The sequence below is a fragment of the Pseudomonas sp. B392_1p genome (genome assembly GCF_052245235.1).
Classification (GTDB): Bacteria; Pseudomonadota; Gammaproteobacteria; order Pseudomonadales; family Pseudomonadaceae; genus Serpens; species Serpens gallinarum.
Genome location: NZ_JBQPXM010000008.1, coordinates 111,829 through 134,346, shown reverse-complemented (window position 1 = coordinate 134,346; position 22,518 = coordinate 111,829). Strand labels below are relative to the sequence as shown.

Annotated in this window: 23 protein-coding genes; 6 read left to right on the top strand and 17 right to left on the bottom strand. The window is 60.7% G+C overall.

The genetic code is table 11. The annotated features are described in order from the left end of the window. Positions 1–20 precede the first annotated feature (20 nt). The gene (locus ACTV8E_RS13075) at positions 21–1,157 is read right to left on the bottom strand and encodes an acyl-CoA dehydrogenase family protein (protein ID WP_443199758.1); all 1,137 of its coding nucleotides are present in this window, start codon (positions 1,155–1,157) and stop codon (positions 21–23) included. A 229-nt stretch (positions 1,158–1,386) separates the two neighbouring features. On the opposite strand from ACTV8E_RS13075, the gene ACTV8E_RS13070 reads away from it, so the two are divergent. Both ACTV8E_RS13070 and ACTV8E_RS13065 read left to right on the top strand, forming a co-directional pair. Continuing rightward, positions 1,387–2,301, top strand: a complete 915-nt coding sequence (locus ACTV8E_RS13070) for a GlxA family transcriptional regulator (protein WP_443199798.1) — start codon at positions 1,387–1,389, stop codon at positions 2,299–2,301. A gap of 69 nt (positions 2,302–2,370) precedes the next feature. Next, complete coding sequence (locus ACTV8E_RS13065) at positions 2,371–3,330, top strand: hypothetical protein (protein ID WP_443199757.1); 960 nt, start codon at positions 2,371–2,373, stop codon at positions 3,328–3,330. 66 nt (positions 3,331–3,396) lie between these two features. On the opposite strand, the gene zapE is transcribed toward ACTV8E_RS13065, so the two are convergent. The 3 genes from zapE to ACTV8E_RS13050 all read right to left on the bottom strand — a co-directional run bounded on the left by zapE (position 3,397) and on the right by ACTV8E_RS13050 (position 6,648). Then, on the bottom strand, positions 3,397–4,491 hold the full coding sequence (gene zapE, locus ACTV8E_RS13060; RefSeq protein WP_443199756.1) for a cell division protein ZapE: 1,095 nt from the start codon (positions 4,489–4,491) through the stop codon (positions 3,397–3,399). Positions 4,492–4,627: 136 nt separating this feature from the next. Next, positions 4,628–5,986, bottom strand: coding sequence for a tryptophan--tRNA ligase (locus ACTV8E_RS13055; protein WP_443199755.1), 1,359 nt, complete (start codon positions 5,984–5,986; stop codon positions 4,628–4,630). A 38-nt stretch (positions 5,987–6,024) separates the two neighbouring features. After that, the gene (locus ACTV8E_RS13050) at positions 6,025–6,648 is read right to left on the bottom strand and encodes an alpha/beta hydrolase (RefSeq protein ID WP_251835350.1); all 624 of its coding nucleotides are present in this window, start codon (positions 6,646–6,648) and stop codon (positions 6,025–6,027) included. Between the two features lie 198 nt (positions 6,649–6,846). On the opposite strand from ACTV8E_RS13050, the gene ACTV8E_RS13045 reads away from it, so the two are divergent. Beyond that, positions 6,847–7,290, top strand: a complete 444-nt coding sequence (locus ACTV8E_RS13045; RefSeq protein WP_443199754.1) for a YhcB family protein — start codon at positions 6,847–6,849, stop codon at positions 7,288–7,290. A gap of 90 nt (positions 7,291–7,380) precedes the next feature. Here the strand turns inward: ACTV8E_RS13045 and cysN are convergent, their stop codons facing one another. The 3 genes from cysN to ACTV8E_RS13030 form a co-directional block, all read right to left on the bottom strand. Next, positions 7,381–9,279 (bottom strand): sulfate adenylyltransferase subunit CysN, encoded by a 1,899-nt coding sequence (gene cysN, locus ACTV8E_RS13040; protein WP_443199753.1) that lies wholly within the window; start codon positions 9,277–9,279, stop codon positions 7,381–7,383. A gap of 12 nt (positions 9,280–9,291) precedes the next feature. Next, entirely contained in the window at positions 9,292–10,209 is a 918-nt protein-coding gene (gene cysD, locus ACTV8E_RS13035; RefSeq protein WP_443199752.1) for a sulfate adenylyltransferase subunit CysD, read from the bottom strand. Between the two features lie 116 nt (positions 10,210–10,325). After that, entirely contained in the window at positions 10,326–11,084 is a 759-nt protein-coding gene (locus tag ACTV8E_RS13030) for a Nif3-like dinuclear metal center hexameric protein (protein WP_443199751.1), read from the bottom strand. A gap of 250 nt (positions 11,085–11,334) precedes the next feature. Here ACTV8E_RS13030 and algW point away from each other — a divergent pair, with 250 nt between their 5' ends. Beyond that, positions 11,335–12,486: a Do family serine endopeptidase AlgW gene (algW, locus tag ACTV8E_RS13025; RefSeq protein ID WP_251834860.1), complete on the top strand. Its 1,152-nt coding sequence runs from the start codon at positions 11,335–11,337 to the stop codon at positions 12,484–12,486. Positions 12,487–12,536: 50 nt separating this feature from the next. On the opposite strand, the gene hisC is transcribed toward algW, so the two are convergent. From hisC to ACTV8E_RS12975, 10 genes are all read right to left on the bottom strand, one after another. Further along, positions 12,537–13,589: a histidinol-phosphate transaminase gene (gene hisC, locus ACTV8E_RS13020; protein ID WP_443199750.1), complete on the bottom strand. Its 1,053-nt coding sequence runs from the start codon at positions 13,587–13,589 to the stop codon at positions 12,537–12,539. Positions 13,590–13,694: 105 nt separating this feature from the next. After that, positions 13,695–15,005, bottom strand: coding sequence for a histidinol dehydrogenase (hisD, locus tag ACTV8E_RS13015; protein WP_443199749.1), 1,311 nt, complete (start codon positions 15,003–15,005; stop codon positions 13,695–13,697). Positions 15,006–15,333: 328 nt separating this feature from the next. Beyond that, positions 15,334–15,966, bottom strand: coding sequence for an ATP phosphoribosyltransferase (gene hisG / locus ACTV8E_RS13010; RefSeq protein WP_251834857.1), 633 nt, complete (start codon positions 15,964–15,966; stop codon positions 15,334–15,336). A 54-nt stretch (positions 15,967–16,020) separates the two neighbouring features. Continuing rightward, positions 16,021–17,286: a UDP-N-acetylglucosamine 1-carboxyvinyltransferase gene (murA, locus tag ACTV8E_RS13005; RefSeq protein WP_251834856.1), complete on the bottom strand. Its 1,266-nt coding sequence runs from the start codon at positions 17,284–17,286 to the stop codon at positions 16,021–16,023. 22 nt (positions 17,287–17,308) lie between these two features. Then, complete coding sequence (locus ACTV8E_RS13000; protein WP_251834855.1) at positions 17,309–17,548, bottom strand: BolA family protein; 240 nt, start codon at positions 17,546–17,548, stop codon at positions 17,309–17,311. Positions 17,549–17,764: 216 nt separating this feature from the next. Continuing rightward, a complete protein-coding gene (locus ACTV8E_RS12995; protein WP_251834854.1) occupies positions 17,765–18,073 on the bottom strand; it encodes an STAS domain-containing protein in 309 nt (102 codons plus the stop codon). Beyond that, the gene (locus ACTV8E_RS12990; protein WP_251835349.1) at positions 18,070–18,714 is read right to left on the bottom strand and encodes an MlaC/ttg2D family ABC transporter substrate-binding protein; all 645 of its coding nucleotides are present in this window, start codon (positions 18,712–18,714) and stop codon (positions 18,070–18,072) included. Before ACTV8E_RS12990 ends, ACTV8E_RS12995 begins: the two co-directional genes overlap by 4 nt. Positions 18,715–18,724: 10 nt before the next feature. Further along, entirely contained in the window at positions 18,725–19,192 is a 468-nt protein-coding gene (gene mlaD / locus ACTV8E_RS12985) for an outer membrane lipid asymmetry maintenance protein MlaD (protein WP_251834853.1), read from the bottom strand. Beyond that, positions 19,192–19,989: a lipid asymmetry maintenance ABC transporter permease subunit MlaE gene (gene mlaE, locus ACTV8E_RS12980; RefSeq protein WP_443199748.1), complete on the bottom strand. Its 798-nt coding sequence runs from the start codon at positions 19,987–19,989 to the stop codon at positions 19,192–19,194. Before mlaE ends, mlaD begins: the two co-directional genes overlap by 1 nt. Continuing rightward, positions 19,989–20,801 carry an ATP-binding cassette domain-containing protein gene (locus tag ACTV8E_RS12975; RefSeq protein WP_273536616.1) on the bottom strand — a complete coding sequence of 271 codons (813 nt, stop codon included), beginning with the start codon at positions 20,799–20,801 and terminating at the stop codon, positions 19,989–19,991. The genes mlaE and ACTV8E_RS12975 overlap by 1 nt, the downstream gene beginning before the upstream one ends. Positions 20,802–21,013: 212 nt before the next feature. Here ACTV8E_RS12975 and ACTV8E_RS12970 point away from each other — a divergent pair, with 212 nt between their 5' ends. Both ACTV8E_RS12970 and ACTV8E_RS12965 read left to right on the top strand, forming a co-directional pair. After that, positions 21,014–21,988, top strand: coding sequence for a KpsF/GutQ family sugar-phosphate isomerase (locus tag ACTV8E_RS12970; RefSeq protein WP_443199747.1), 975 nt, complete (start codon positions 21,014–21,016; stop codon positions 21,986–21,988). Next, positions 21,988–22,512: a KdsC family phosphatase gene (locus tag ACTV8E_RS12965; protein ID WP_251834849.1), complete on the top strand. Its 525-nt coding sequence runs from the start codon at positions 21,988–21,990 to the stop codon at positions 22,510–22,512. Before ACTV8E_RS12970 ends, ACTV8E_RS12965 begins: the two co-directional genes overlap by 1 nt. The last annotated feature ends 6 nt before the right edge of the window (positions 22,513–22,518 follow it).

Genomic DNA, 22,518 nt, shown 5'->3' with positions numbered 1-22,518 from the left:
GGCATAGCAGCTCCCCATTTCTACAGTGCCCGGGCAATGATCTCCTTCATGATCTCATTGGTCCCGGCATAGATGCGTTGCACTCGGGCATCGGCCCAGGCACGCGCCACCGGATATTCCCACATGAAGCCGTAGCCTCCATGCAACTGCACGCACTCATCGAGAACCCGGCATTGCAGATCGGTTCCCCAGTATTTGAGCATCGCGGCAGTCGGGACATCCAATTTACCCTGAAGATGCAGCTCCAGGCAGCGGTCCACGAACACGCGGCCAACCTGGATTTCAGTGGCCATCTCGGCCAGCTTGAAACGCGTATTCTGGAAGTCCGCCACGGCCTTGCCGAACGCCTTGCGCTCACGGGTATAGTCCAACGTCCATTTTAGCGCGGCCTCGGCCGACGCCAGCGCGCCGATACCGACGGTTAGACGCTCCTGGGGCAACTCCTGCATCAGATAGGCGAATCCCATGCCCGGCTGGCCGAGCAGGTTTTCTTTGGGGACCCGCACATCCTGGAAGAACAGTTCGGACGTGTCCTGGGCCTTCATCCCAACCTTTTCCAGTCGCTTGCCTTTGGCGAACCCTGGCGTGCCCGCCTCGACCAGGAACAGGCTGGTGCCCTTGGCCCCGGCATTCGGATCGGTCTTGGCCACTACGATCACGAGGTCGGCCAGATAGCCATTGGTGATGAAGGTTTTCGAGCCGTTGATCACATACTCATCGCCATCCAGCACGGCGGTGGTTTTTACCCCCTGCAGGTCGGAGCCAGCGCCTGGCTCGGTCATCGCGATGGCCGTCACCAGTTCGCCACTGACCATGCGCGGCAGGTATTTGTGCTTCAACGCTTCGGAGCCGTAATGCAGGATGTAAGGCGCCACGATGTCCGAATGCAACGAAAAGCCGATACCGGTCAGCCCCAGCCGGGCAACTTCCTCGATCACCACCGTGCTGTAGAGAAAATCGGCACTCATGCCGCCGTACTCTTCCGGAATGTGTGAGCAGAGCATCCCCGCATCACCCGCCAGGTTCCACAGCGCGCGGTCGATATGACCGTCTTTTTCCCATTGGGCATGGTGCGGCACTGCATGCTGCTCGAGAAATTTGCGCACGCTGTCGCGAAACAGTTCGTGATCGGAGCTGAACAGGGTTCTTGGAATCATTGTTATTCACCTGGAAGAAGTGGCGCAGTCCTTGACTGTAAGCCAAGTTCCGAGCGCAGCACACTGGACAGTTACGCCAAAAAATAAGACGATCCGGCCGCCAACTGGCTAATTCACCCTTATAAGAATAATGACTTTGACCACTCAGCCCCCCTTGCGCCACGTGAGCATTCTGGCTTGCGACGGCGTACTCGCCTCCACCCTGCTGCAGGCCAGCGACCTCTTTCACATGGCCAGCCTGCGCCTGGGCAAGCTTCAAGGGCGCGGCCTAACACCCGCCTTTGCTACCCGCCTGGTCAGTCCGGATGGCCTGCCCGTGCGTAGCTTCAGCGGCATCATGCTTCCGGTGGAGGGCGCGCTGGACGCCGCCGACATCATCATCCTGCCGGCGTTCTGGGGCGATTTCGACCAGCTATGCCAGCGTTACCCCGAGGTTACGGGCTGGCTGCAACAGCGCCACTGCGAAGGCAGCACGCTGTGCGGCGAGGCCAGCGGCGTATTCTGGCTGGCCCAGGCCGGCTTACTCGACGACAAGGAAGCAACTACCTATTGGCGCTTCTTCGCCGAGTTTGCCGAACGATTTCCTCGCGTACAGCTGAATCAGGACAAGCACCTGACCGATGCCGATCGGCTGTATTGCGCCAGCAGTGTCACCTCCGCCTGCGATCTGTACCTGTACCTGATCGAGAATTTCTGCGGCATCGATGTCGCCCATGCAGTGGCCCGGGATGTTCTTCACGAAGTGCAGCGCAGCTATACGCCAGGGCGAATCGGTTTTGGCGGACAGAAACTGCACCGCGATGTGGCCATCCTCCAGGTCCAGCACTGGCTGGAAGAGCATTACACCGATAAATTTCGTTTTGAAGAGGTCGCCCGTGCTCACGGCATGAGCATCCGCAACTTCATGCGCCGTTTTCAAGCGGCGACGGGCGACAAACCACTGCACTACCTGCAACGCCTGCGCATTGAAACGGCCAAGGGACTGCTTTCCACGTCTCGCAAGAGCATCAAGACCATCAGCTACGAGGTGGGTTACGACGATGCCAGTTTCTTCGCCCGTCTGTTTCGTCAGCACACAGGACTGTCACCCAACGAGTACCGCCTGCAGTCACAACGCAAGAGCCCTGAACCCGGCCATTCGTAGGTTTGGGGCCCGCCTGGTGCTCGCTCTTCTATGCTGGCCCATCATCACAACAATAAACGGGTTCCCTCCATGCGCGTCCTTCTGTTCGCCCTATTCTCGCTGTTCAGCCTTGGTGTCCTGGCCGACCCTGGCTGGAAGCCCTTCCCCCATGACCAGAGCACGTTCGATTATTCCGGCGACAAGCTGCGTGAGGCTTGGCCACGCCTGACTCGCGGCTTTGGCGATTATCCGTTCCCGGATGCCGCCTGGGTCCAACAGATGGCCAGCACCTACCCTGAAGCGCTGCAGCAGACCCTGGACGGCGACACCGGCTTCAGCGACCAACCAGGCGAAGCCCAACAGTATGCCGAGCGCCTGCAAGGTGTCTGGCGCGCTGTCTTCCGTGGCGATTTCGCCGCGGCCAAGGCGCAAGGCATGGCGCTTGGCGTTGGCGGTCAGGTGCCTGCGATGTATGCCCAAGTGATTTACGCCATGTTCCTGGCGGGCAATCGCGAGGAAAAACACCGTCTGCTCGAGGAGGTTGTCACCCACACGAAAAATGCCGGCGATCTGGCCAAGGCCGACTCCGTCGCCCTGTTCGGTGGCGCCTACGCCAAGGCACGCCTGGGTGAAGAGCTGTCCGTACCGGTGGTGCTCAAACGCGGCTACACCACGCAAATCCCCAAGGAACTGGACGCCCTGCTCAGCGCGCATCCGAAGCATCCCTATGCCCTGGCGCTATACGGCGGCTACCATGCCGGCGTGATCCGCAAGGTCGGCAAAATGGTCGGACGCATGACCTACGGAGCCACCGCCGACAAGATGGAGCTGTACTTCCAGCGCTCCTTCCAGCAGTCGGACGACCTGCCCATCGGCCACTATGAATATGCCAACGCCCTGAATTATGTCTACGGCGATGATGAGGAGCAAAAAGCCCTCGAGCATTTGCAGCGCGCCGTCAGTCTGCAACCGGCCAATGCCATGGAAGCGTTGGAAATTGCCCACGCCAAGAGGCTGCTGAACGCGCAAAATCAAGCGTCCAACCGGTAACCAGCGCGGCAATGCAAAACGCCCCGCATCTGCGGGGCGTTTTTGTTTCAGCAGCAACTGCGGTGCTCAGGGTTTGTGCGGTCGGGCCAGGAACTCATGGGACTGCATTTCCAGCAACCGGCTCAGGGTACGCTGGAACTCGAACGTCAAACGCCCGCCCGTATACAGGTCCTTGAGTTCTACCTCGGCGGACAGGATCAGCTTGACGTTACGGTCATAGAACTCATCGACCATATTAATGAAGCGCCGCGCCATATCCTCCTTGTACACATCCATCTGCTCGACGTTGGACACCAGCACCGCTTCATAGATCTTGCCCAGCTCGATGTAGTCGTTTTGGCTGCGCGGGCCGTCGCACAGTTCGCGGAATTCGAACCAGGCGACATCGTTGGCGACCTTGCACGCACGGATCACCCGATTTTCGACGCTCAGCGCCTCGTTCTCCTGCACAACGCAGTTTTCCGTTAGCAGGCTCTTGAAGCTTTTCTCCAGGCTCGCATCAGCACCGTCGCCCAACGGGCTGTAGTACAGCTCGGCTTGCTCCAGGGCACGCAAGCGGTAGTCGATACCGCTGTCGACGTTGACAATCTCGGTGTGCTTTTTCAACAGGGCGATCGCCGGCAGGAAGCGCGCCCGCTGCAAACCGTCCTTGTACAGGCCGTCCGGCACGATGTTGGACGTCGCCACTAGACTGACCCCATTCTTGAACAGCTCATCGAGCAGGGTGGCCAGAATCATCGCATCCGTAATGTCAGAGACGAAAAACTCATCGAAGCAGATCACCCGCGCCTCGTCGGCAAAACGCTTGCCGATGATGGTCAGAGGGTTCTTCTCGCCTTTGAGGGTTTTCATTTCTTCGTGCACGCGCTTCATGAAGCGGTGGAAGTGGGTCCGCATCTTCTGCTTGAACGGCAGCGCGTCAAAGAAGGTGTCGACCAGGTAGGTCTTGCCGCGACCTACTCCCCCCCAGAAATAAATGCCCTTGATCGGCTCGGGCTGCTTCTTGGCAAACAACTTGCCCAGCAGGCCGGACTTGCTCTTGTCGGCAGCGACCAGATCATCGTACAGCCGCTGCAGGTGGCGAACGGCATTTTCCTGGGCCGCGTCATGGAAGAATTCGGGGCGTTGCAGGTCGGCCTGATAGCGCTCGAGAGGGGTCATGGCGGAGTCTGGATAATGGAACGGGGTCGCCACTTTAGCGGCGCCCTCGATACTTGGCAATTTGCTCAAATCGTTCAACGGTAAAGCCCCCGAAACGTCAGAAACGCCGGGCAAGCCGCCCGGCGGCAGGGATGAGTTACTCGGCCAGGCTGGCCACGGCTTCGCGCAGGCGCAGCATGGCCGCGTCCAGTGCCTCGGGCTCGGCAAATGCTGGGCTGTCGGCCAAACATTCACCATCGAGCCAGAGAGTGAAACGCGCGCCTTCATCGGCGCGCAATTCCAGGGCGTCGGCTCCTTGGGCAATCAGTTGCTGACTGACTACGCCGGCCTTCTTCGGATCACGGAATGGCCGCGAGAGCAGCAGCTCTTCTCCGTCGGCGGCCAGGAAGCGAAAACGGAAGCTACCATCCTGTTCGCGAAAGCTCACGAAGCGCGCCGTCTTGGCAGCCTTCTTCTTGCCGGCACCCGACACATGCACCTGCTCGCGGAATGAGCGCAAGCCCACTGCCTCGCGCAGCTCGCCAAGGAACGGCGTGGCGATCGTGCGCGCCTTGGCGGCCCCGGCCAGAAGAATATCCTCGAGATCCGCCGGTTTGGCGATTAGCGCATGGTAGCGCTCACGAGCTTCGCCCAGCTCGTTATCGAGCAACTCGAACAGGCGCTGCTTGGCCTCGCCCCAGGCCAGGCCGGCTAACAGCTCGGCCCGAAAGTCGGCTTGCTGCTGCACCGTCGCGAATGCTTGGTACAGGGTGAACAGGTGCGAGCTGTCGGGATCCTTCGGCTCGCCGGGCAGACGTGAATCGGTGACGATGCGCGCGATGGCGTCCTTGAGTTGCTTGGCACTGCCGAACAACGGGATGGTGTTGTCGTAGCTCTTGCTCATTTTGCGACCGTCCAGGCCAGGCAAGGTGGCCACGTCATCCTCAATCGCCGCTTCGGGCAGGGTGAATAGCTCCTTGCCCTGGCCAAACAGGTGATTGAAACGCTGGCCGATATCGCGCGCCATTTCCACGTGCTGGATCTGATCGCGACCAACCGGCACCTTGTGGGCGTTGAACATGAGGATATCGGCGGCCATCAGGACCGGATAACTGAACAGCCCCATGGTCACGCCTGCATCTGGGTCTTCACCGGTCTCGACGTTCTTGTCCACCGACGCCTTGTAAGCATGAGCGCGGTTGAGCAGGCCCTTGCCAGCCACGCAGGTCAAGAGCCAGGTCAGCTCGGGAATCTCAGGAATGTCCGATTGACGATAAAACGTCGCGCGATCCACATCCAGACCACAGGCTAACCAGGTGGCGGCGATTTCCAGTCTTGAACGCTGGATGCGCGCCGGATCGTCACACTTGATCAGCGCATGGTAATCGGCCAGGAAATAAAACGAATCAACGTTGGCGTCACGGCTGGCAACAATTGCCGGGCGGATCGCACCAGCGTAGTTGCCCAGGTGAGGGGTACCGGTGGTGGTGATGCCGGTGAGGACGCGAGTGCTCATAAATCTTAAGTCCGTAAACGAGTGGTACCGCCCCGGGGTCAGAGGCGGGCGCTGACCAGTTCTTTCAGATCGGTCAGCTTGCCGTGGAAAAAGTGTCCGCATTCTGCCACTTTCAACAACTCATGGGGGCGCGGCAATGCCTCGGACCACGCATACACCAGCGCAGGGTCGATCACTTCATCCTGCTCGGGCTGGATCAGCGTCAGGCTGCCTTGCTGCGGCAAGCGCACGTCGGCATCCAGGCGCATCACCGCCGGCGCGACCATAATCAGTTTGTCCAGCGCCTGTCCGCGCGCCTCGATGCGCCCAGCCAAGGTAGCGGCAACGAAGCCGCCGAAAGAGAATCCCAGCACGCTTAGCGGCAGATCGGCGTGCTGCGCACGCAACCAGTCGGCCATGGCTTCGGCGTCGTCCACTTCGCCTTGGGCCATATCGTGGCTGCCGGCGCTGCTGCCTACGCCGCGATAATTGAAGCGCAGCGTGCTGTAGCCCGCATCTCGCGCCGTACGCTGCAAGGTGGAGACCACTTTGTTAAGCATGGTGCCGCCCTGCACCGGATTGGGATGGCACAGCAACGCCATCCCCCGCGCATTGGGCACTGGCAAGTACAGGGCTTCGAGCGGGCCGCAGGGACCTTCGAGCATGTGGGGGGTTTCGCGGATAAGCAAGGCTGGAACTCCGTGACCCCGCTCGGGGTCGACTCGTCTTGGTTTAGGTTCGGGCAACTGCTCGATCACAGCGCGGGATACTCCGCACGTCGTCAACAATGCCCGCGTTGCGCGTCACGGCTGCGCATACGCCTATACAGGGCAGGCTGGAGCCGTTAACGTAAAGCAAAGCTGCTTATAGAGGAAGGACTCGTGGAACAGTCGATCTTGGTCTGGTTAGTACCAGCCTTTACCCTGCTCGTCGGGATTGCTATCGGTTTTCTGATTGCTCGCCTGGCCCCCGGCGCTGCGCCCAGCCGCACCCAGAGTCAACTCGATGAGCTGCAGGAGCGTTTCGATACCTATCAGAGTGAAGTGATCACCCACTTCAACACCACAGCCAGCCTGGTGAAGAAACTTACCCAGAGCTACAACGACGTTCAGCAGCACCTGGCTGACGGCGCTGACCAGCTGGCCCTCGATGAACTCACCCGCCAGCGTTTGCTCGCTGCCGTACAGAACGGCAATGACTACGTGGGTTCGCGGGATCGCCTGCAGGCACCCAGCAGTACCGAACCGCCTAAAGATTACGCTCCCAAGCCGGCCGGCTCGCCTGGCACCCTGGATGAAGACTTCGGCGTGCGCAACCGCTTCTGATTCGCCACGCGCCTTGCATAAAAAACCCCGGTTCCCCGGGGTTTTTTTGTGCCTGTGAGAAAGGAGAGCGAGCCTTCCTGTCTTCTTGGGCTAGATCACGTTGCGTTCACGCAGCAGGGCCAGCACCTGACGCACCCCTTCATCGACGCTCAGACTCTGGGTGTCGAGGACCAGGTCGGCATTCAACGGCACGTCGTAGGGAAAGGATTCGCCCGGAATGTTGTCCTCCCCGGCGGCGTACAGCCCCTGGGGATCGCGTTCACGGCACACCTGGGGCGAGGCCTGCACATAGACGGTGATCAGCCGCTCGCTTCCGATCAGGGCCTTGGCCTGTTCGCGACCTTCGCCATCCGGCGCAACGAAGGCGGCCAGGGTCAGCATGCCCGCTTCGTTGAACTGGCGAGCCACGTGTGCAGCCCGGCGCCAGTTTTCGGCACGCCCTGCGCGATCCAGCGGCAGGCCCTTGTTCAGGTCATGGCGCAGATTCTGGCCATCCAGCACATACACGGCGCGGCCCATGTCGAACAGCTTGCGCTCCACGGCATAGGCCAGGGTGCTCTTCCCCGCGCCGGACAGGCCGCTGAACAGCACAGTAGCCGGCTGCTGACCAAAGCGCGCTGCGCGCTCCTCAGTGGCCACGTGAGCGCGCTTGCCATGCTGTCCACCGCCATGCCCGCCGGCAGGCGACGCAATGATCATGCCGGCCCCAACCGTGCCGTTAGTCAAACGGTCGATGACGATGAAGGCGCCGGTGGTGCGATTATCCTCGTAGCCATCCAGAGCGATGGAAGCATCCAGGCTGACCTTGACCCGGGCGATCTCGTTCAGTTGCAACGCACTGGCCGAACCTTTCTCCAAGGTATTCACATCCACCGTGTGGTCAATGCTGGCAATCGAGCCCGGCACATAGCTGGTGGCGCGCTTGATGTCGTATTTCTTGCCCGGCAGCATCGGCTCCTCGCCCATCCACACCAACATGGCGTCGAAGCCGTCGCTGATCGGCGGACGATTGTCGGCATGCACCAGCATGTCGCCACGGGACACGTCGATTTCATCTTCCAGAGTCAGGGTGATCGCCTGGCCGGGAATCGCCTGCTCCAGCTCGCCCTCGAAAGTGACGATTGACTTGACCCGGCTGGTCTTGCCGGACGGCAGCACCGCCACGTCATCGCCCTTGCGCACGATGCCGCTGGCCAAGGTGCCGGCGAAGCCGCGGAAGTTGAGGTTCGGACGGTTGACGTACTGCACCGGGAAGCGCATGTCGGTCAGGTTGCGGTCGCCCGCCACCTCGACGCTTTCAAGGATTTCCATCAGCGACTGACCGGTATACCAGGGCGAGCGCTCGGACCGGTTGACCACGTTGTCGCCCTTGAGCGCCGACATCGGCACGAAGTGCAGCGAGCCGGTTTTCAGATTGATGCGCTCGGCGAAGTCCAGGTAGTCGGCCTTGATCTTCTCGAACACACCCTCATCGAAGTTCATCAGGTCCATCTTGTTGATGGCCACGACAATATGTTTGATGCCCAGCAAGGAGGCGATGAAGCTGTGCCGGCGCGTCTGGGTCTGCACGCCGTAGCGGGCATCGACGAGGATGATTGCCAGGTCGCAGGTCGAGGCGCCGGTGGCCATGTTGCGCGTGTACTGCTCGTGACCAGGCGTGTCGGCAATGATGAACTTGCGTTTGGCGGTAGAGAAATAACGGTAGGCAACATCAATGGTGATGCCCTGCTCGCGTTCGGCCTGCAGGCCGTCGACCAGCAGCGCCAGATCGACGTCATCGCCGGTGGTGCCGACTTTCTTCGAATCGCGGGTGATGGCTTCCAGATGATCCTCATAGATCATCTTGGTGTCGTGCAGCAGACGCCCGATCAGCGTGCTCTTGCCATCATCGACGTTGCCGCAGGTGAGAAAGCGCAGCAGTTCCTTGCGTTCATGCTGGGCCAGGTAGGCGAGGATGTCCTCGCTAATCAATTCGGATTGATGCGACATGGTGCGGAACCCCTAGAAATAGCCCTGACGTTTCTTTTCTTCCATCGACCCAGCGCCGTCATGGTCGATGACCCGGCCCTGGCGTTCGGAAGTGCGGGTCAGGAGCATTTCCTGGATGATTTCGGGCAGCGAGCTGGCGCTAGATTCCACCGCGCCGGTCAGCGGGTAGCAACCCAGGGTACGGAAGCGCACCATTTTCTTCTGGATACGCGTCTTTTCCTCGTCGCTGAGGTGTTCAAGAATGCGCTCGTCGTCGATCATGATCAGCGTGCCGTTTTTCTCGATCACGTCGCGCTCGGCGGCGAAGTACAGCGGCACGATCGGGACCCCTTCCAGATAGATGTACTGCCAGATATCCAGCTCAGTCCAGTTGGACAGCGGGAAAACGCGGATCGATTCGCCCTTCTTCACCTTGCCGTTGTAAATGCTCCACAACTCGGGCCGCTGGTTCTTCGGATCCCAGCGGTGCTTGCTATCGCGGAAGGAATACACGCGTTCCTTGGCTCGGGACTTCTCTTCATCGCGACGCGCGCCACCGAACGCGGCGTCGAAGCCGTACTTGTCCAGTGCCTGCTTGAGGCCATCAGTCTTCATTACGTCGGTGTGCTTGGCACTGCCGTGGGTAAAAGGATTGATGTTCTGGGCGATGCCGTCCGGATTGACGTGGGTAATCAAGTCCAAGCCCATTTCGGCAACCATCTTGTCGCGGAAACGGTACATCTCCTGAAACTTCCATTGCGTGTCGACATGCATCACCGGAAACGGCAGCTTTCCGGGGAAAAACGCCTTGCGCGCCAGGTGAAGCATGACCGCGGAATCCTTACCGATGGAATACAGCATTACCGGGTTATCGAATTCGGCGGCCACTTCACGAATGATATGGATGCTTTCCGCTTCCAGCTGTTTGAGGTGCGTCAGTTTATCGACCATGGCTACTCACGAATTGCAGTTACGGCCAGCGGGCCGTGGACGAGGCCGCACGATATCACAGGCAACTCTTCTAACAAAAAGAGCAATTAGAACAAAACGATATAGCTATATATCACTCATATGGGGTTCGGACAGTCGGTGAACACGTGTTCGATATTGAACTCCCGCGCCAGGTAATCGCCCAACGCCTGCACGCCATAACGCTCAGTGGCATGGTGGCCAGCAGCGATAAAACTCACGCCATTTTCCCTTGCACTGTGGAAGGTTTGCTCCGACGCTTCGCCGGTCAGGTACAGGTCGACCCCCGCGGCGATGGCCTGGTCGATGTAGCCTTGGCCACCCCCCGTGCACCAGCCAACCCGGCGAATCGGCTTCTGACTATCCACCAGCAACGGCTCGCGTCCCAGCACGCTCGCCACCCGGGCCGCAAACTCTGCCGCACTCAGCGCTTCAGGAAGGCTGCCCACCAGCGCCACATTGCGTGAATTCTCTGGCTCCAGCGGCCCCTCGACAGCGATGCCCAGGCGCTCGGCTAACTGCACGTTGTTGCCCACCAGGGGGTGTACGTCCAGCGGCAGGTGGTAAGCCAGCAGGCTGATATCATGCTGCAGCAGGGTTTTCAGCCGGCGCTGCTTCATGCCCACCACGCAGGGGTTTTCACCCTTCCAGAAGTAGCCATGATGGACAAGGATCAGGTCGGCTTCGGCGGCCACCGCTGCATCAATCAGCTCCTGGCTGGCGGTTACCCCGCTGATTATCTTGCGCACGTGACCGCGCCCCTCAACTTGCAGTCCATTAGGGCAGTAATCAGCTATCTTCGCCGCATTGAGATAATGGTCGGCCCGTTTGACCAGGGCGCTGAGTTCTATTGTCATTTCCAGTTCCTTTTAATAGACGGGCGGCTCCTTCTTTTCAGGCGCCTCCGTATAATGCTTGCCCTTTACCCTGCTCTAAACAAGGTCGCGTGTATTGAGAAAGCGAAGTCTACCGCCGCTGCATTCAGTTGCCTTGAAACGCCTTGCCTGGCTTCAGGCAACTCTTGACCCCAGACGGTGGATGCCCGCCTCTTGGCGAAATGTCACGCTGCGAGCTTCTTCGGTCTGGCGACGCCCAGATGCCGCAGCAATGCCCACAACCCTCGGGTATATCGGCTGGCCCTTGCTCGCCGGGGTTCTGCTGGCTTTGCTGCTGATCGAACGCAACCCGGAATGGGTGGGCCTGCCGACACAGGACGTACGTCTCAGCCAGGCGCCGCTCTCGACACGCCCCAACGAAGGGCCGGTTTCCTACGCCCTTGCTGTGGACCGCGCGGCCCCCGCGGTGGCCAACCTGTACACAACCAAGCTGGTCAACAAGCCCGATCATCCCTTGATTCAGGACCCGATGTTCCGTCACTTCTTCGGTGATAACCTGCCGCGTCAGCGCCGCCTGGAGTCCAGCCTGGGCTCGGCGGTGATCATGAGCAAGGAAGGGTACCTGCTGACCAACAACCATGTCAGCGCAGGTGCCGACCAGGTCGTGGTGGCTCTCAAGGATGGTCGCGAGACGGTGGCTCGGGTGATCGGCAGCGATCCTGAGACCGACCTTGCAGTCCTCAAGATCGACTTGCCCAACCTGCCGGCCATTACCTTGGGGCGCTCCGACGACATCCGCATCGGCGACGTGACCCTGGCCATCGGCAACCCGTTCGGCGTCGGCCAGACCGTGACCATGGGTATCATCAGCGCCACGGGCCGCAACCAGCTGGGCCTGAATACCTACGAGGATTTCATACAGACCGACGCAGCGATCAACCCTGGCAACTCCGGCGGCGCCTTGGTCAATGCCCATGGCAATCTGATTGGCATCAATACCGCGATATTTTCCAAATCAGGCGGTTCTCAGGGTATTGGCTTCGCCATCCCGGTCAAACTCGCGCTGGAGGTGATGCAGGCCATTATCGAAAACGGCCAGGTCATCCGTGGCTGGCTGGGCATCGAAGTGCAGCCCCTGACGCCTGAGCTGGCCGAATCCTTTGGCCTGGAAGGCCGTCCTGGCGTTGTGGTCGCCGGCCTGTATCGCGGTGGTCCGGCGCAACGCGCCGGCCTGCAGCCAGGCGATCTTATCCTCAGTATCGACGGCCAACCCGCCAGCGATGGACGCAGCGCCATGAACCAGGTGGCTCGCGCCAAGCCGGGTCAAAAGCTGCGCATTGACGTGCTTCGCAATGGCCAGCCGATGAAAATGACGGCCGAAATCGGCATGCGCCCACCGGTGTCGACCAACAGCAATAACTAGCCAGTTCCGACCGGCACCGCAACCTTGCGGTACCGGTCGGGTGCATTGCGTTACAGCTCCCGCAGCGCGTCCACCAACGCCTGATTCTGCTCCGGCGTCCCAATGGAGATGCGCAGGAACTGCTCGATGCGCGCCTGCTTGAAGTGCCGCACGATCACGCCCTGCTGGCGCAGGCCAACGGCCAATTCGGCGGCATCCTTGAGCGGATGGCGAGCGAAGATGAAGTTGGCAGCCGAGGGCAGGATGTCGAAGCCCAGGCCACTCAACTCACTGATCAAGTGCTCACGACTACTGATCACCTTCTCCCGGCAGGTTTCGAAATACTCACGGTCCTCGAAGGCCACAGCGGCGCCAACAATGGCCAGGCGATCCAGCGGAAATGAGTTGAAGCTGTTCTTGATCCGTTCCAGCGCCTCGATCAGTTCGGCATTGCCGATGGCCAGGCCGATGCGCATCCCAGCCAGCGAGCGCGACTTGGACAAGGTCTGGGTTACCAGCAGATTCGGGTAACGCTCCACCAATGCAACGGCGCTCTGTCCGCCGAAATCGATGTAGGCTTCATCCACCACCACCACGGAATCCGGGCTGGCCTGCAGAATCTGCTCAATGGCCTCCAGAGCGAGAACACGTCCGGTCGGCGCATTCGGGTTGGGGAAAATGATGCCGCCGTTGGGCCGTGCGTAGTCCGCGACGCGGATCTGGAACTCATCGTCCAGCGCCACGGTTTGGAAATCGATGCCATAAAGGCCGCAGTACACCGGATAGAAGCTGTAGGTGATATCCGGGAACAGCAGCGGTTGGTCGTGTTGAAACAAGCCGTGGAAGATGTGCGCCAGCACCTCGTCAGAGCCGTTGCCAACGAACACCTGGTTGGCTTGCACGTCGTAGTACTCGGCCACTGCGTTTTTTAAGCGCTCGCCGTTGGGGTCCGGGTACAGGCGCAAGCTGTCATTCAGCTCGGCCTGCATGGCGGCCAGCGCCTTGGGGGACGGGCCGTAAGGGTTTTCGTTGGTATTGAGCTTGACCAGCTTGGCCAGCTTGGGCTGCTCACCCGGCACGTAAGGCACCAGGTCCTTGACGAAGGGGCTCCAGAATTTGCTCATTACGCCCTTGTCTCCTCTCAGAAATCGCTAGAAGCGGGAGACTGGAGGTCGGACGAAGCAGCGCGTGCCTTGTCCAGCCTCCAGCCTCCAGCGTTTATTTCGTTTTTAATTCTTGATCCGGTATTCGGCGCTTCGCGCGTGGGCGGTCAGCGACTCGCCGCGCGCCAGCACCGAGGCCACCTTGCCGAGCTCCGAAGCCCCTACGGCTGAGCAATGGATGATCGACGAGCGTTTCTGAAAGTCGTACACGCCCAGCGGCGAGGAGAAGCGCGCGGTACCCGAGGTCGGCAACACGTGGTTCGGGCCAGCACAGTAATCGCCCAGGGCTTCGGCGGTGTAGCGCCCCATGAAAATCGCCCCGGCGTGGCGGATCAACGGCAGGTACTGCTCGGGGTTCTCCACCGACAGCTCAAGGTGCTCGGGAGCAATGCGGTTGGCCACTTCAATGGCCTGAGCCATGTCGGCCACCTGGATCAGCGCGCCACGGCCCTGGATCGAGGTACGCGCGATGGCCTCACGCTCGAGGGTCGGCAGCAGCTTTTCGATGCTAGCCGCCACGCGATCAAGAAACTCGGCATCCGGGCTGACCAGAATCGCCTGCGCATCTTCGTCGTGCTCGGCCTGGGAAAACAGGTCCATGGCGATCCAGTCCGGATCGGTCTGGCCATCACAGACGACAAGGATCTCCGACGGGCCGGCGATCATGTCGATGCCCACCTTGCCAAACACGTGGCGCTTGGCAGTGGCCACGTAGATGTTGCCCGGCCCGACGATCTTGTCCACTGGCGGCACACTCTCGGTGCCATAGGCCAGCGCAGCGACGGCCTGGGCGCCGCCGATGCAGAACACCCGATCGACACCGGCAATCGCTGCCGCGGCCAGGACCATTTCGTTGATTTCGCCACGCGGGGTCGGCACCACCATGACCACCTCCGGCACGCCGGCGACCTTGGCGGGAATCGCGTTCATCAATACCGAGGACGGATAGGAGGCCTTGCCGCCAGGCACGTAGAGACCGGCGCGATCCAGTGGTGTGACCTTTTGGCCGAGCACCGTGCCATCGGCCTCGGTGTAGGTCCAGGAGTCCTGCTTTTGTCTTTCGTGGTAGCTGCGTACGCGATCAGCAGCGGTTTCCAGCGCCTGGCGCTGCTCTGGCGTGATGCGGGTCAGCGCTTCTTCGAGTCGTTCGCGGGGCAGGATCAGGTCGGCCATGGAGGCGACCTGCAGGCCATCGAAACGCTGGGTGTACTCCACCAGGGCGGCATCGCCGCGCTCGCGTACGGTTTTGATGATCTCCAGCACTCGCTGGTTGACCGAGTCGTCGGAAACGCTTTCCCAGCTCAACAGATGATCCAGATGGCGGCTGAAGTCCGCATCGGCAGCGTTGAGTCGGCGAAGGGAAAGTGCATCGGTCATGGCGGGCCTCATAAATGGCAATTGCTCGGACGTCGTTAGTGGCCTGTGCGGTTAGTTGATTGAATCAAGTTCGGATGCACGAGGTTCCGAGACAAGGCGCCGCGACGAGTCATAGCAGGGCTATGGCAAGGAGCGGCAACGCCGTATCGGAGCCTCGGGCGCCGAAATTGAACAATTGAACTGACCAAACAGGCCACCACATTATCAAGCCCGCCGCATCGACGCCCGAGAAAGTGGCTATGACACGGATAGGCTGGCCAAGAGTGCATCCTGCGTTCTCGGCAATCCGCCCTTTCTGGCGGACACACGACCCGGAAGTCGTAAAAAATCAGCCTTGGTGTCGCTCGACTGCCTCACGAAGGGTGTCGATCAGCGCCTGGATACGAGCATGCTGCATCTTCATCGACGCCTTGTTGACGATCAGGCGCGAACTGACCATGGCAATCAGATCCTGGGGTTCCAGCCCGTTGGCACGCAGCGTGTTGCCGGTGTCGACCACGTCGATGATCTTGTCGGCCAGGCCGACCAGCGGCGCCAGTTCCATGGAGCCATACAGCTTGATGATATCCACCTGGCGGCCTTGTTCGGCGTAGTAGCGCTTGGCGACATTGACGAACTTGGTGGCCACCTTCAGGCGCCCCTTGGGCTCAGGCGCGCCGATGCGGCCTGCGGTCATCAGCTTGCAATTGGCGATCCGCAGGTCCAGCGGCTCGTACAGTCCCTGACCACCAAACTCCATCAGCACGTCCTTGCCCGCCACACCCAGGTCGGCGGCACCCTGCTCGACATAAGTCGGCACATCGGTGGCACGCACGATCAGCAGACGCACATCGTCCAGCGTGGTGGGGATGATCAACTTGCGGCTCTTGTCCGGGTTCTCGGTGGGCACGATGCCGGCGGCTGCCAGCAGCGGCAGGGTATCATCGAGAATGCGGCCTTTGGACAGCGCGATGGTGAGCATGGAAAAGCAATCCTTGAAAGCGAAAAGCGGGAGCGCGGCCCCCGCTATGCGGCGTTAGTTCGGAACGCGGCGAATCTTGGCGCCGAGCAGCTGCAGTTTTTCCTCGATGCATTCATAGCCACGGTCGATGTGGTAGATGCGATCGATCAACGTCTCGCCCTCAGCGACCAGCGCGGCGATTACCAGGCTGGCGGACGCCCGCAGATCGGTGGCCATCACCGGAGCTCCCTTGAGGACAGGCACGCCGGTCACAATAGCGGTATTGCCTTCCACCAGGATCTGCGCGCCCATGCGATTCATCTCGTACACGTGCATGAAACGGTTTTCGAACACCGTCTCGATCACGGTGCCAACCCCTTCTGCCACCGCATTCATGGCAATGAACTGGGCCTGCATGTCGGTGGGGAACGCCGGGTACGGCGCGGTGCGCACATTGACCGCGCGCGGGCAGTTGCCCTTCATGTCCAGCTCGATCCAGTCCTTGCCGGTGTTGATATGCGCGCCCGCCTCTTGCAGCTTGACCAGCACGGCCTCCAGCAGAGTCGGATCGGTATCCTTGAGCTTGACCCGGCCACGGGTCGCAGCGGCAGCCACCAAATAGGTCCCGGTCTCGATGCGGTCGGGCATCACGCTGTAACGACCGCCACCGAGGCGCTTCACGCCGTCGATGACGATGGTGTCGGTACCCGCGCCGCTGACCTTGGCGCCCATGGCGTTGAGGAAGTTGGCCAGGTCGACCACTTCCGGCTCGCGTGCGGCGTTTTCCAGCACGCTGCGGCCATTGGCCAGCGCGGCGGCCATCATGATGTTTTCAGTGCCGGTGACACTCACCACATCGAAGAAGAAACGCCCGCCACGCAGACCGCCGGCCGGAGCCTTGGCCTTGATATAGCCGCCTTCCACTTCGATCTCGGCACCCAGGGCTTCGAGACCACGAATGTGCAGATCCACCGGACGCGAGCCAATGGCGCAACCGCCGGGCAGTGCCACTTCGGCCTCCCCGAAACGGGCGACCATCGGACCGAGCACCAGGATCGAGGCGCGCATGGTCTTGACCAGCTCATAGGGCGCGACCAGAGTCTGAATGCTCGAGGCATCCACTTCGACGCTGAGTTTCTCGTCGATCACCGGCTGCACGCCCATGCGGCCGAACAGCTCGATCATCGTGGTGATGTCGTGCAGGTGGGGCAGGTTGCATACGGTGACCGGCGTTTCGGCCAGCAAGGTGGCAGCCAGGATCGGCAGCGCGGAGTTCTTCGCACCGGAAATGCGGATCTCGCCGTCGAGACGGTGGCCGCCGGTAATAATCAGTTTGTCCATAGGTCTCTCGACGCCGTTAGGCTCAGGAACGCTCGGCCCAGTCGGCGCGGCTGAAGAATTTCATGGTGACGGCATGAATGCTGCCATCGGCAATCCAGGGATTGAGGTGTGCATAAATCTGCTGTTGGCGCTTCACCGGGCCCAAGGCCACCAGTTCGTCGCTGATCAGGTTCAGCTGAAAATTGCAGCCTTCCCCTTCCACATCCACCTGGACACCAGGCAGTCGGGCTTCCAGGAAACTCTTCACTTCTAAGGCCTGCATGCTCAACCTCGTTTGGTGTTCTGCATTGATAGCGGGGAGCCTGGGCTCGTCGGTCGGGCATCATACAAAAAAAGGCCACGGGCTGCGAACCCCGAGCACCCCAACGGTGGGATCATCAGTCCATCGAAAAGGCTCTGTCCATAAGGACGGCCGCTACGGCGGTGGCTGACGAACCCTTCCGCCGCCCGCCCGTACTGTTTCACTCGCGTCAGGCCGTCACGCCTCCAGCGGCAACAATTCCAGCAACTGGCACACCTCGGCAATCTGGCGCATGTCGTCGGGCAACGCGCGAACACGCAGCTCCTTGCCGTGCTGCGCCGCATCGCGCATAAATGCCAGCAGCAAGGCAAGACCAACGCTGCTGGACTTTTCCACACTGGAGCAATCAACGGTGACTGTCGTTGCCGAGGTGCCCTTGATCAGCGCCAGCCCCTGCGCACGCAAGGTCGGTCCGCTGTCGGCATCGAGCACCCCGCCCAGCAGCAACTCGCCTGCGGCGTGTTCGCGCAGACTGGCGCTGCTCATTGCCCGCCTGCCTGCTGACCGGTGGCGCTGTCCTTGGCCTGCTCGACCACAGCCGCCCAGCCGTCGATGGTTTTGTCCAGGTCGTTACCGTTGCGTTGCATGGCATCGGCGAACTGATCGCGAAACAGCTTGCCGACGTTGATGCCGTTGATGATCACGTTGCGCAGCAGCCAGGTATCGCCCTGTTTGACCATGGTGTAGGACACCGGGTAGACGGCGCCATTGTTGCCGATCACTTCCATGCCAACGCTGGCGCGGTCGTCATTGGCTTGCCGGCTGGGCAAAACGCGGATGCCCTGGTTGTCGTATTCGAGCAGGGCATTGCCGTAGAACTGCATCAGGCTGCGCTTGAAGTTGTCTTCGAAGCGCTGCAGCTGCTCCGGTGAGGCACTGCGGGAATATTTCACGGTCATGATGCTGCGGGAGATCCCACGAGCATCCACGACCGGACCGAGAATATCGTTCAGCGAACGGTAGAAGGCCTCGCGATCACCCAGATACTGCTGCTTGTTGGTCTTAAGATCGTTCAGCAATTCATCCACGGTCTGCTGGACGACTTGTTGCGCATCGGGCGCGGCCGTGGCCCACAGGGGCAGGCAAGCCAGCAGAACCACTGCACCGCGACGCAAGACAGAAATCATGGCGGACATATCAGTTGGCCTCTTTGTTTACCGAGTTGAGCAAAAACTTGCCGATCAAATCCTCAAGCACCAGCGAGGACTGGGTGTCGTGAATCCGACCGCCATCCTTGAGCACGTCCTCTTCGCCACCGACACTGATGCCAATGTATTTTTCACCCAGCAATCCAGCGGTGAGAATAGACGCGGTGGAATCGACCGGCAGGTTGTTCACCGAGCTGTCCAGCTCCATGGTCACGCGCCCGGTGTAGCTGTCGCGATCCAGATCAACGGCGGTAACCTTGCCGATCGTCACGCCGGCCATGGTTACCTTGGAGCGAATGGTAAGGCCGGCAATATTGTCAAAGTTCGCATACACCTTGTAGGTGTCTCCACCCGCAGAGGCAGACAGGCCGCTGACGCGCAGCGCAAGGAGCAACAAGGCCAACAGGCCGGCCAGCAGGAACAGGCCGACACCGATTTCCAGAGTGCGGGTTTGCATCAGAAATCTCCAAACATCAAAGCAGTCAGAATGAAATCGAGGCCGAGCACGGCCAGCGAGGCATACACCACAGTACGCGTGGTGGCACGACTGATACCTTCGGAAGTGGGTTCACAGTCATAGCCCTGGAACACCGCAATCCAGGTCACCACAAAGGCAAATACGATGCTCTTGATCACTCCATTGAGCACATCGTCGACGAACTGCACGCTGTTCTGCATGTTGGCCCAGTAGGAGCCTTCATACACACCCAGCCAGTCCACCGCTACCAGCGCGCCACCCCAGATGCCCACCACGCTGAAGATCATGGCCAGCAAGGGCATGGAGATGAAACCTGCCCACAGGCGCGGCGCAATGATGTACTTGAGCGGATCCACGCCAATCATCTCCAGGCTGGACAACTGCTCGGTGGACTTCATATTGCCAATCTCGGCGGTCAAGGCCGAACCGGCGCGGCCGGCAAACAGCAGCGCGGTGACCACCGGCCCCAGTTCGCGCAACAGAGTCAGGGCGACCATCTGCCCGACCGCCTGCTCGGAGCCGTAGCTGCTGAGAATGTTGTAGCCCTGCAGCGCCAGCACCATGCCGATGAAGACCCCGGAGACGACGATGATCGCCAGCGACATCACCCCCACCGAATACAGCTGCTTGACCAGCAATTGAAAGCCGTTGCCCAAGCCGTCACGCCCGAACAGCACGCGCACTAAAAACAGCGTTGAACGCCCCAGGGAAGCGAGCACATCGAAGCCGGCTTTACCAAGCAGGCGGATACGCTCCAGAGCGGAGACCTTGCGCATCAGGAGCGCCCCCCCAGCAATGCGTCGCGGTAATCGTCCGCCGGGTAATGGAAAGGCACCGGCCCGTCGGGGATGCCCTGCATGAATTGGCGAATACGCGGGTTATCGGACTTCATCAATTCGTCCGGCGTGCCGAAGCCCAGCACCTGGGTATCGCCCACCACATAGATGTAGTCGGCAATGCTCGCCGTCTCGGCCAAGTCATGGGAGACCACGATACTGGTGATGCCCAGCGCATCGTTGAGCAGGCGGATCAGGCGCACCAATACGCCCATAGCGATCGGGTCCTGGCCAACGAAAGGCTCGTCATACATGAGAATCTGTGGATCCAAGGCGATGGCCCGGGCCAGGGCCACCCGGCGCTTCATGCCGCCGGACAATTCGTCAGGCATCAGGTCGATGGCGCCACGCAGGCCAACCGCCTGCAACTTCATCAGGACGATGTCGCGGATCATTTCTTCGGGTAGCTGCGTATGTACACGCAAGGGGAAGGCGACGTTCTCGAACACATCGAGGTCGGTAAACAGAGCGCCGCTCTGAAACAGCACGCCCATCTGCTTGCGCATATCGAAGAGTTCGCTGCGGGACAGGTCCGGCAGGTTGACGCCATTCACTTGCACGGCGCCGCTATCGGGCATCAGCTGAGCGGCGATCAGCCGCAGCAACGTCGTCTTGCCGCACCCGGAAGGCCCCATGATGCCGGTAACCTTGCCACGAGGAATGCGGATATCCACTTTATCGAAGATACTCCGGGCTCCGCGCTTGAACGTGACTTCACGCAACTCGACCGCGTAGGCACTGGCCTCACTCATCGAACCTCCTTAGCAAACGACCTTGTTTCACGCGGGCCACTGTATCGCAAAGTGGGACAGCAGCCCACAGAATGGGCGAAACGGTGCGCACTATACCATTGAACATTTTTTCTCGACGCAATCCAGGTAACACCTTTTGTCATCCTGAAAGCGTGAGGCGCCTTACCTTTGTCGCTATAATCCCCGCCTTTTCATTCGCAACCTGACCTGCCATGACTCATACCAGCACGCCGATTCAGTCCGCCCAGCGCACCATCCGCCTCGAACTGCAAGCCATCGAAGCCCTGCTGGCCCGCATCAATGGCGATTTCACTCGCGCCTGCGACTTGATTCTGGCTTGCAAGGGCCGGGTCGTCGTGGTCGGCATGGGCAAATCTGGGCATATCGGTCGCAAGATCGCCGCCACCCTGGCCAGCACCGGTACCACGGCCTACTTCGTTCATCCTGGCGAAGCCAGTCACGGCGACATGGGCATGATCACCCGTGATGACGTGGTCCTGGCCCTGTCCAATTCCGGCAGCACCACCGAAATCGTTACTTTGCTGCCGCTGATCAAACGCCTGGGTATCACCCTGATCAGCATGACCGGCAAAGCCGATTCGCCGCTGGCCCAAGCCGCCGCGGTCAACCTCGACGCCAGCGTCACCCAGGAAGCCTGCCCGTTGAATCTGGCGCCTACCTCGTCGACTACCGTTTCCCTGGTCCTGGGCGACGCCCTGGCCATCGCCTTGCTGGAAGCCCGGGGTTTTACCGCCGAAGACTTCGCGTTTTCACACCCAGGCGGCGCCCTCGGCCGTCGTCTGCTGCTCAAGGTCGAGCATGTAATGCATTCCGGCGACGCACTTCCTCGCGTACAGCGAGGCACTTCGCTGCGCGAAGCGCTGCTGGAAATGACGCAGAAAGGCCTGGGCATGACCCTGGTGCTTGAGGCCGGTGGCCGTCTGGCTGGAGTCTTTACCGACGGCGACCTGCGCCGCACCCTGGACAAGGGCATCGATGTGCGCAATACCGGCATCGACGAAGTGATGACCAGCCCTGGCAAGACCGCTCGCGCCGACATGCTCGCCGCCGAAGCGCTGAAAATCATGGAAGACCACAAGATCAATGGCTTGGTGGTCATCGACGCCCAGGGCATGCCCATCGGCGCCCTGAACATGCATGACTTGTTACGTGCGGGAGTACTGTAATGAACGCTGATCTGCAGCAACGCGCCCAACGCATCAAGCTGGCGATTTTTGATGTCGACGGCGTGCTCACCGATGGCCGTTTGTATTTCCTCACCGACGGCAGCGAATTCAAGACGTTCAACACCCTCGACGGGCATGGCATCAAGATGCTGATGAAGTCAGGCGTACGCACCGCGATCATTACCGGCCGCACCACACCGGTAGTCGAACGCCGCGCACGGGACCTGGGCATCCCCCACCTCTACCAGGGCCGTGAAGACAAACTGGCAGTGCTGGATGAACTGCTCGGCGAACTGGGACTCCATTATGAGCAGGTCGCTTATCTGGGCGACGACCTGCCCGACCTGCCGGTGATTCGACGTGTCGGCCTGGGCATGGCCGTGGCCAGCGCCGATCCCTTCGTTCGCGAACATGCCCACGGCGTAACCCGGGCACGCGGTGGCGAAGGTGCGGCGCGGGAGTTCTGTGAACTGATCATGGGCGCCCAGGGCAGCCTCGAAGCCGCCCAGTCAGCCTACCTGTAGGGAACA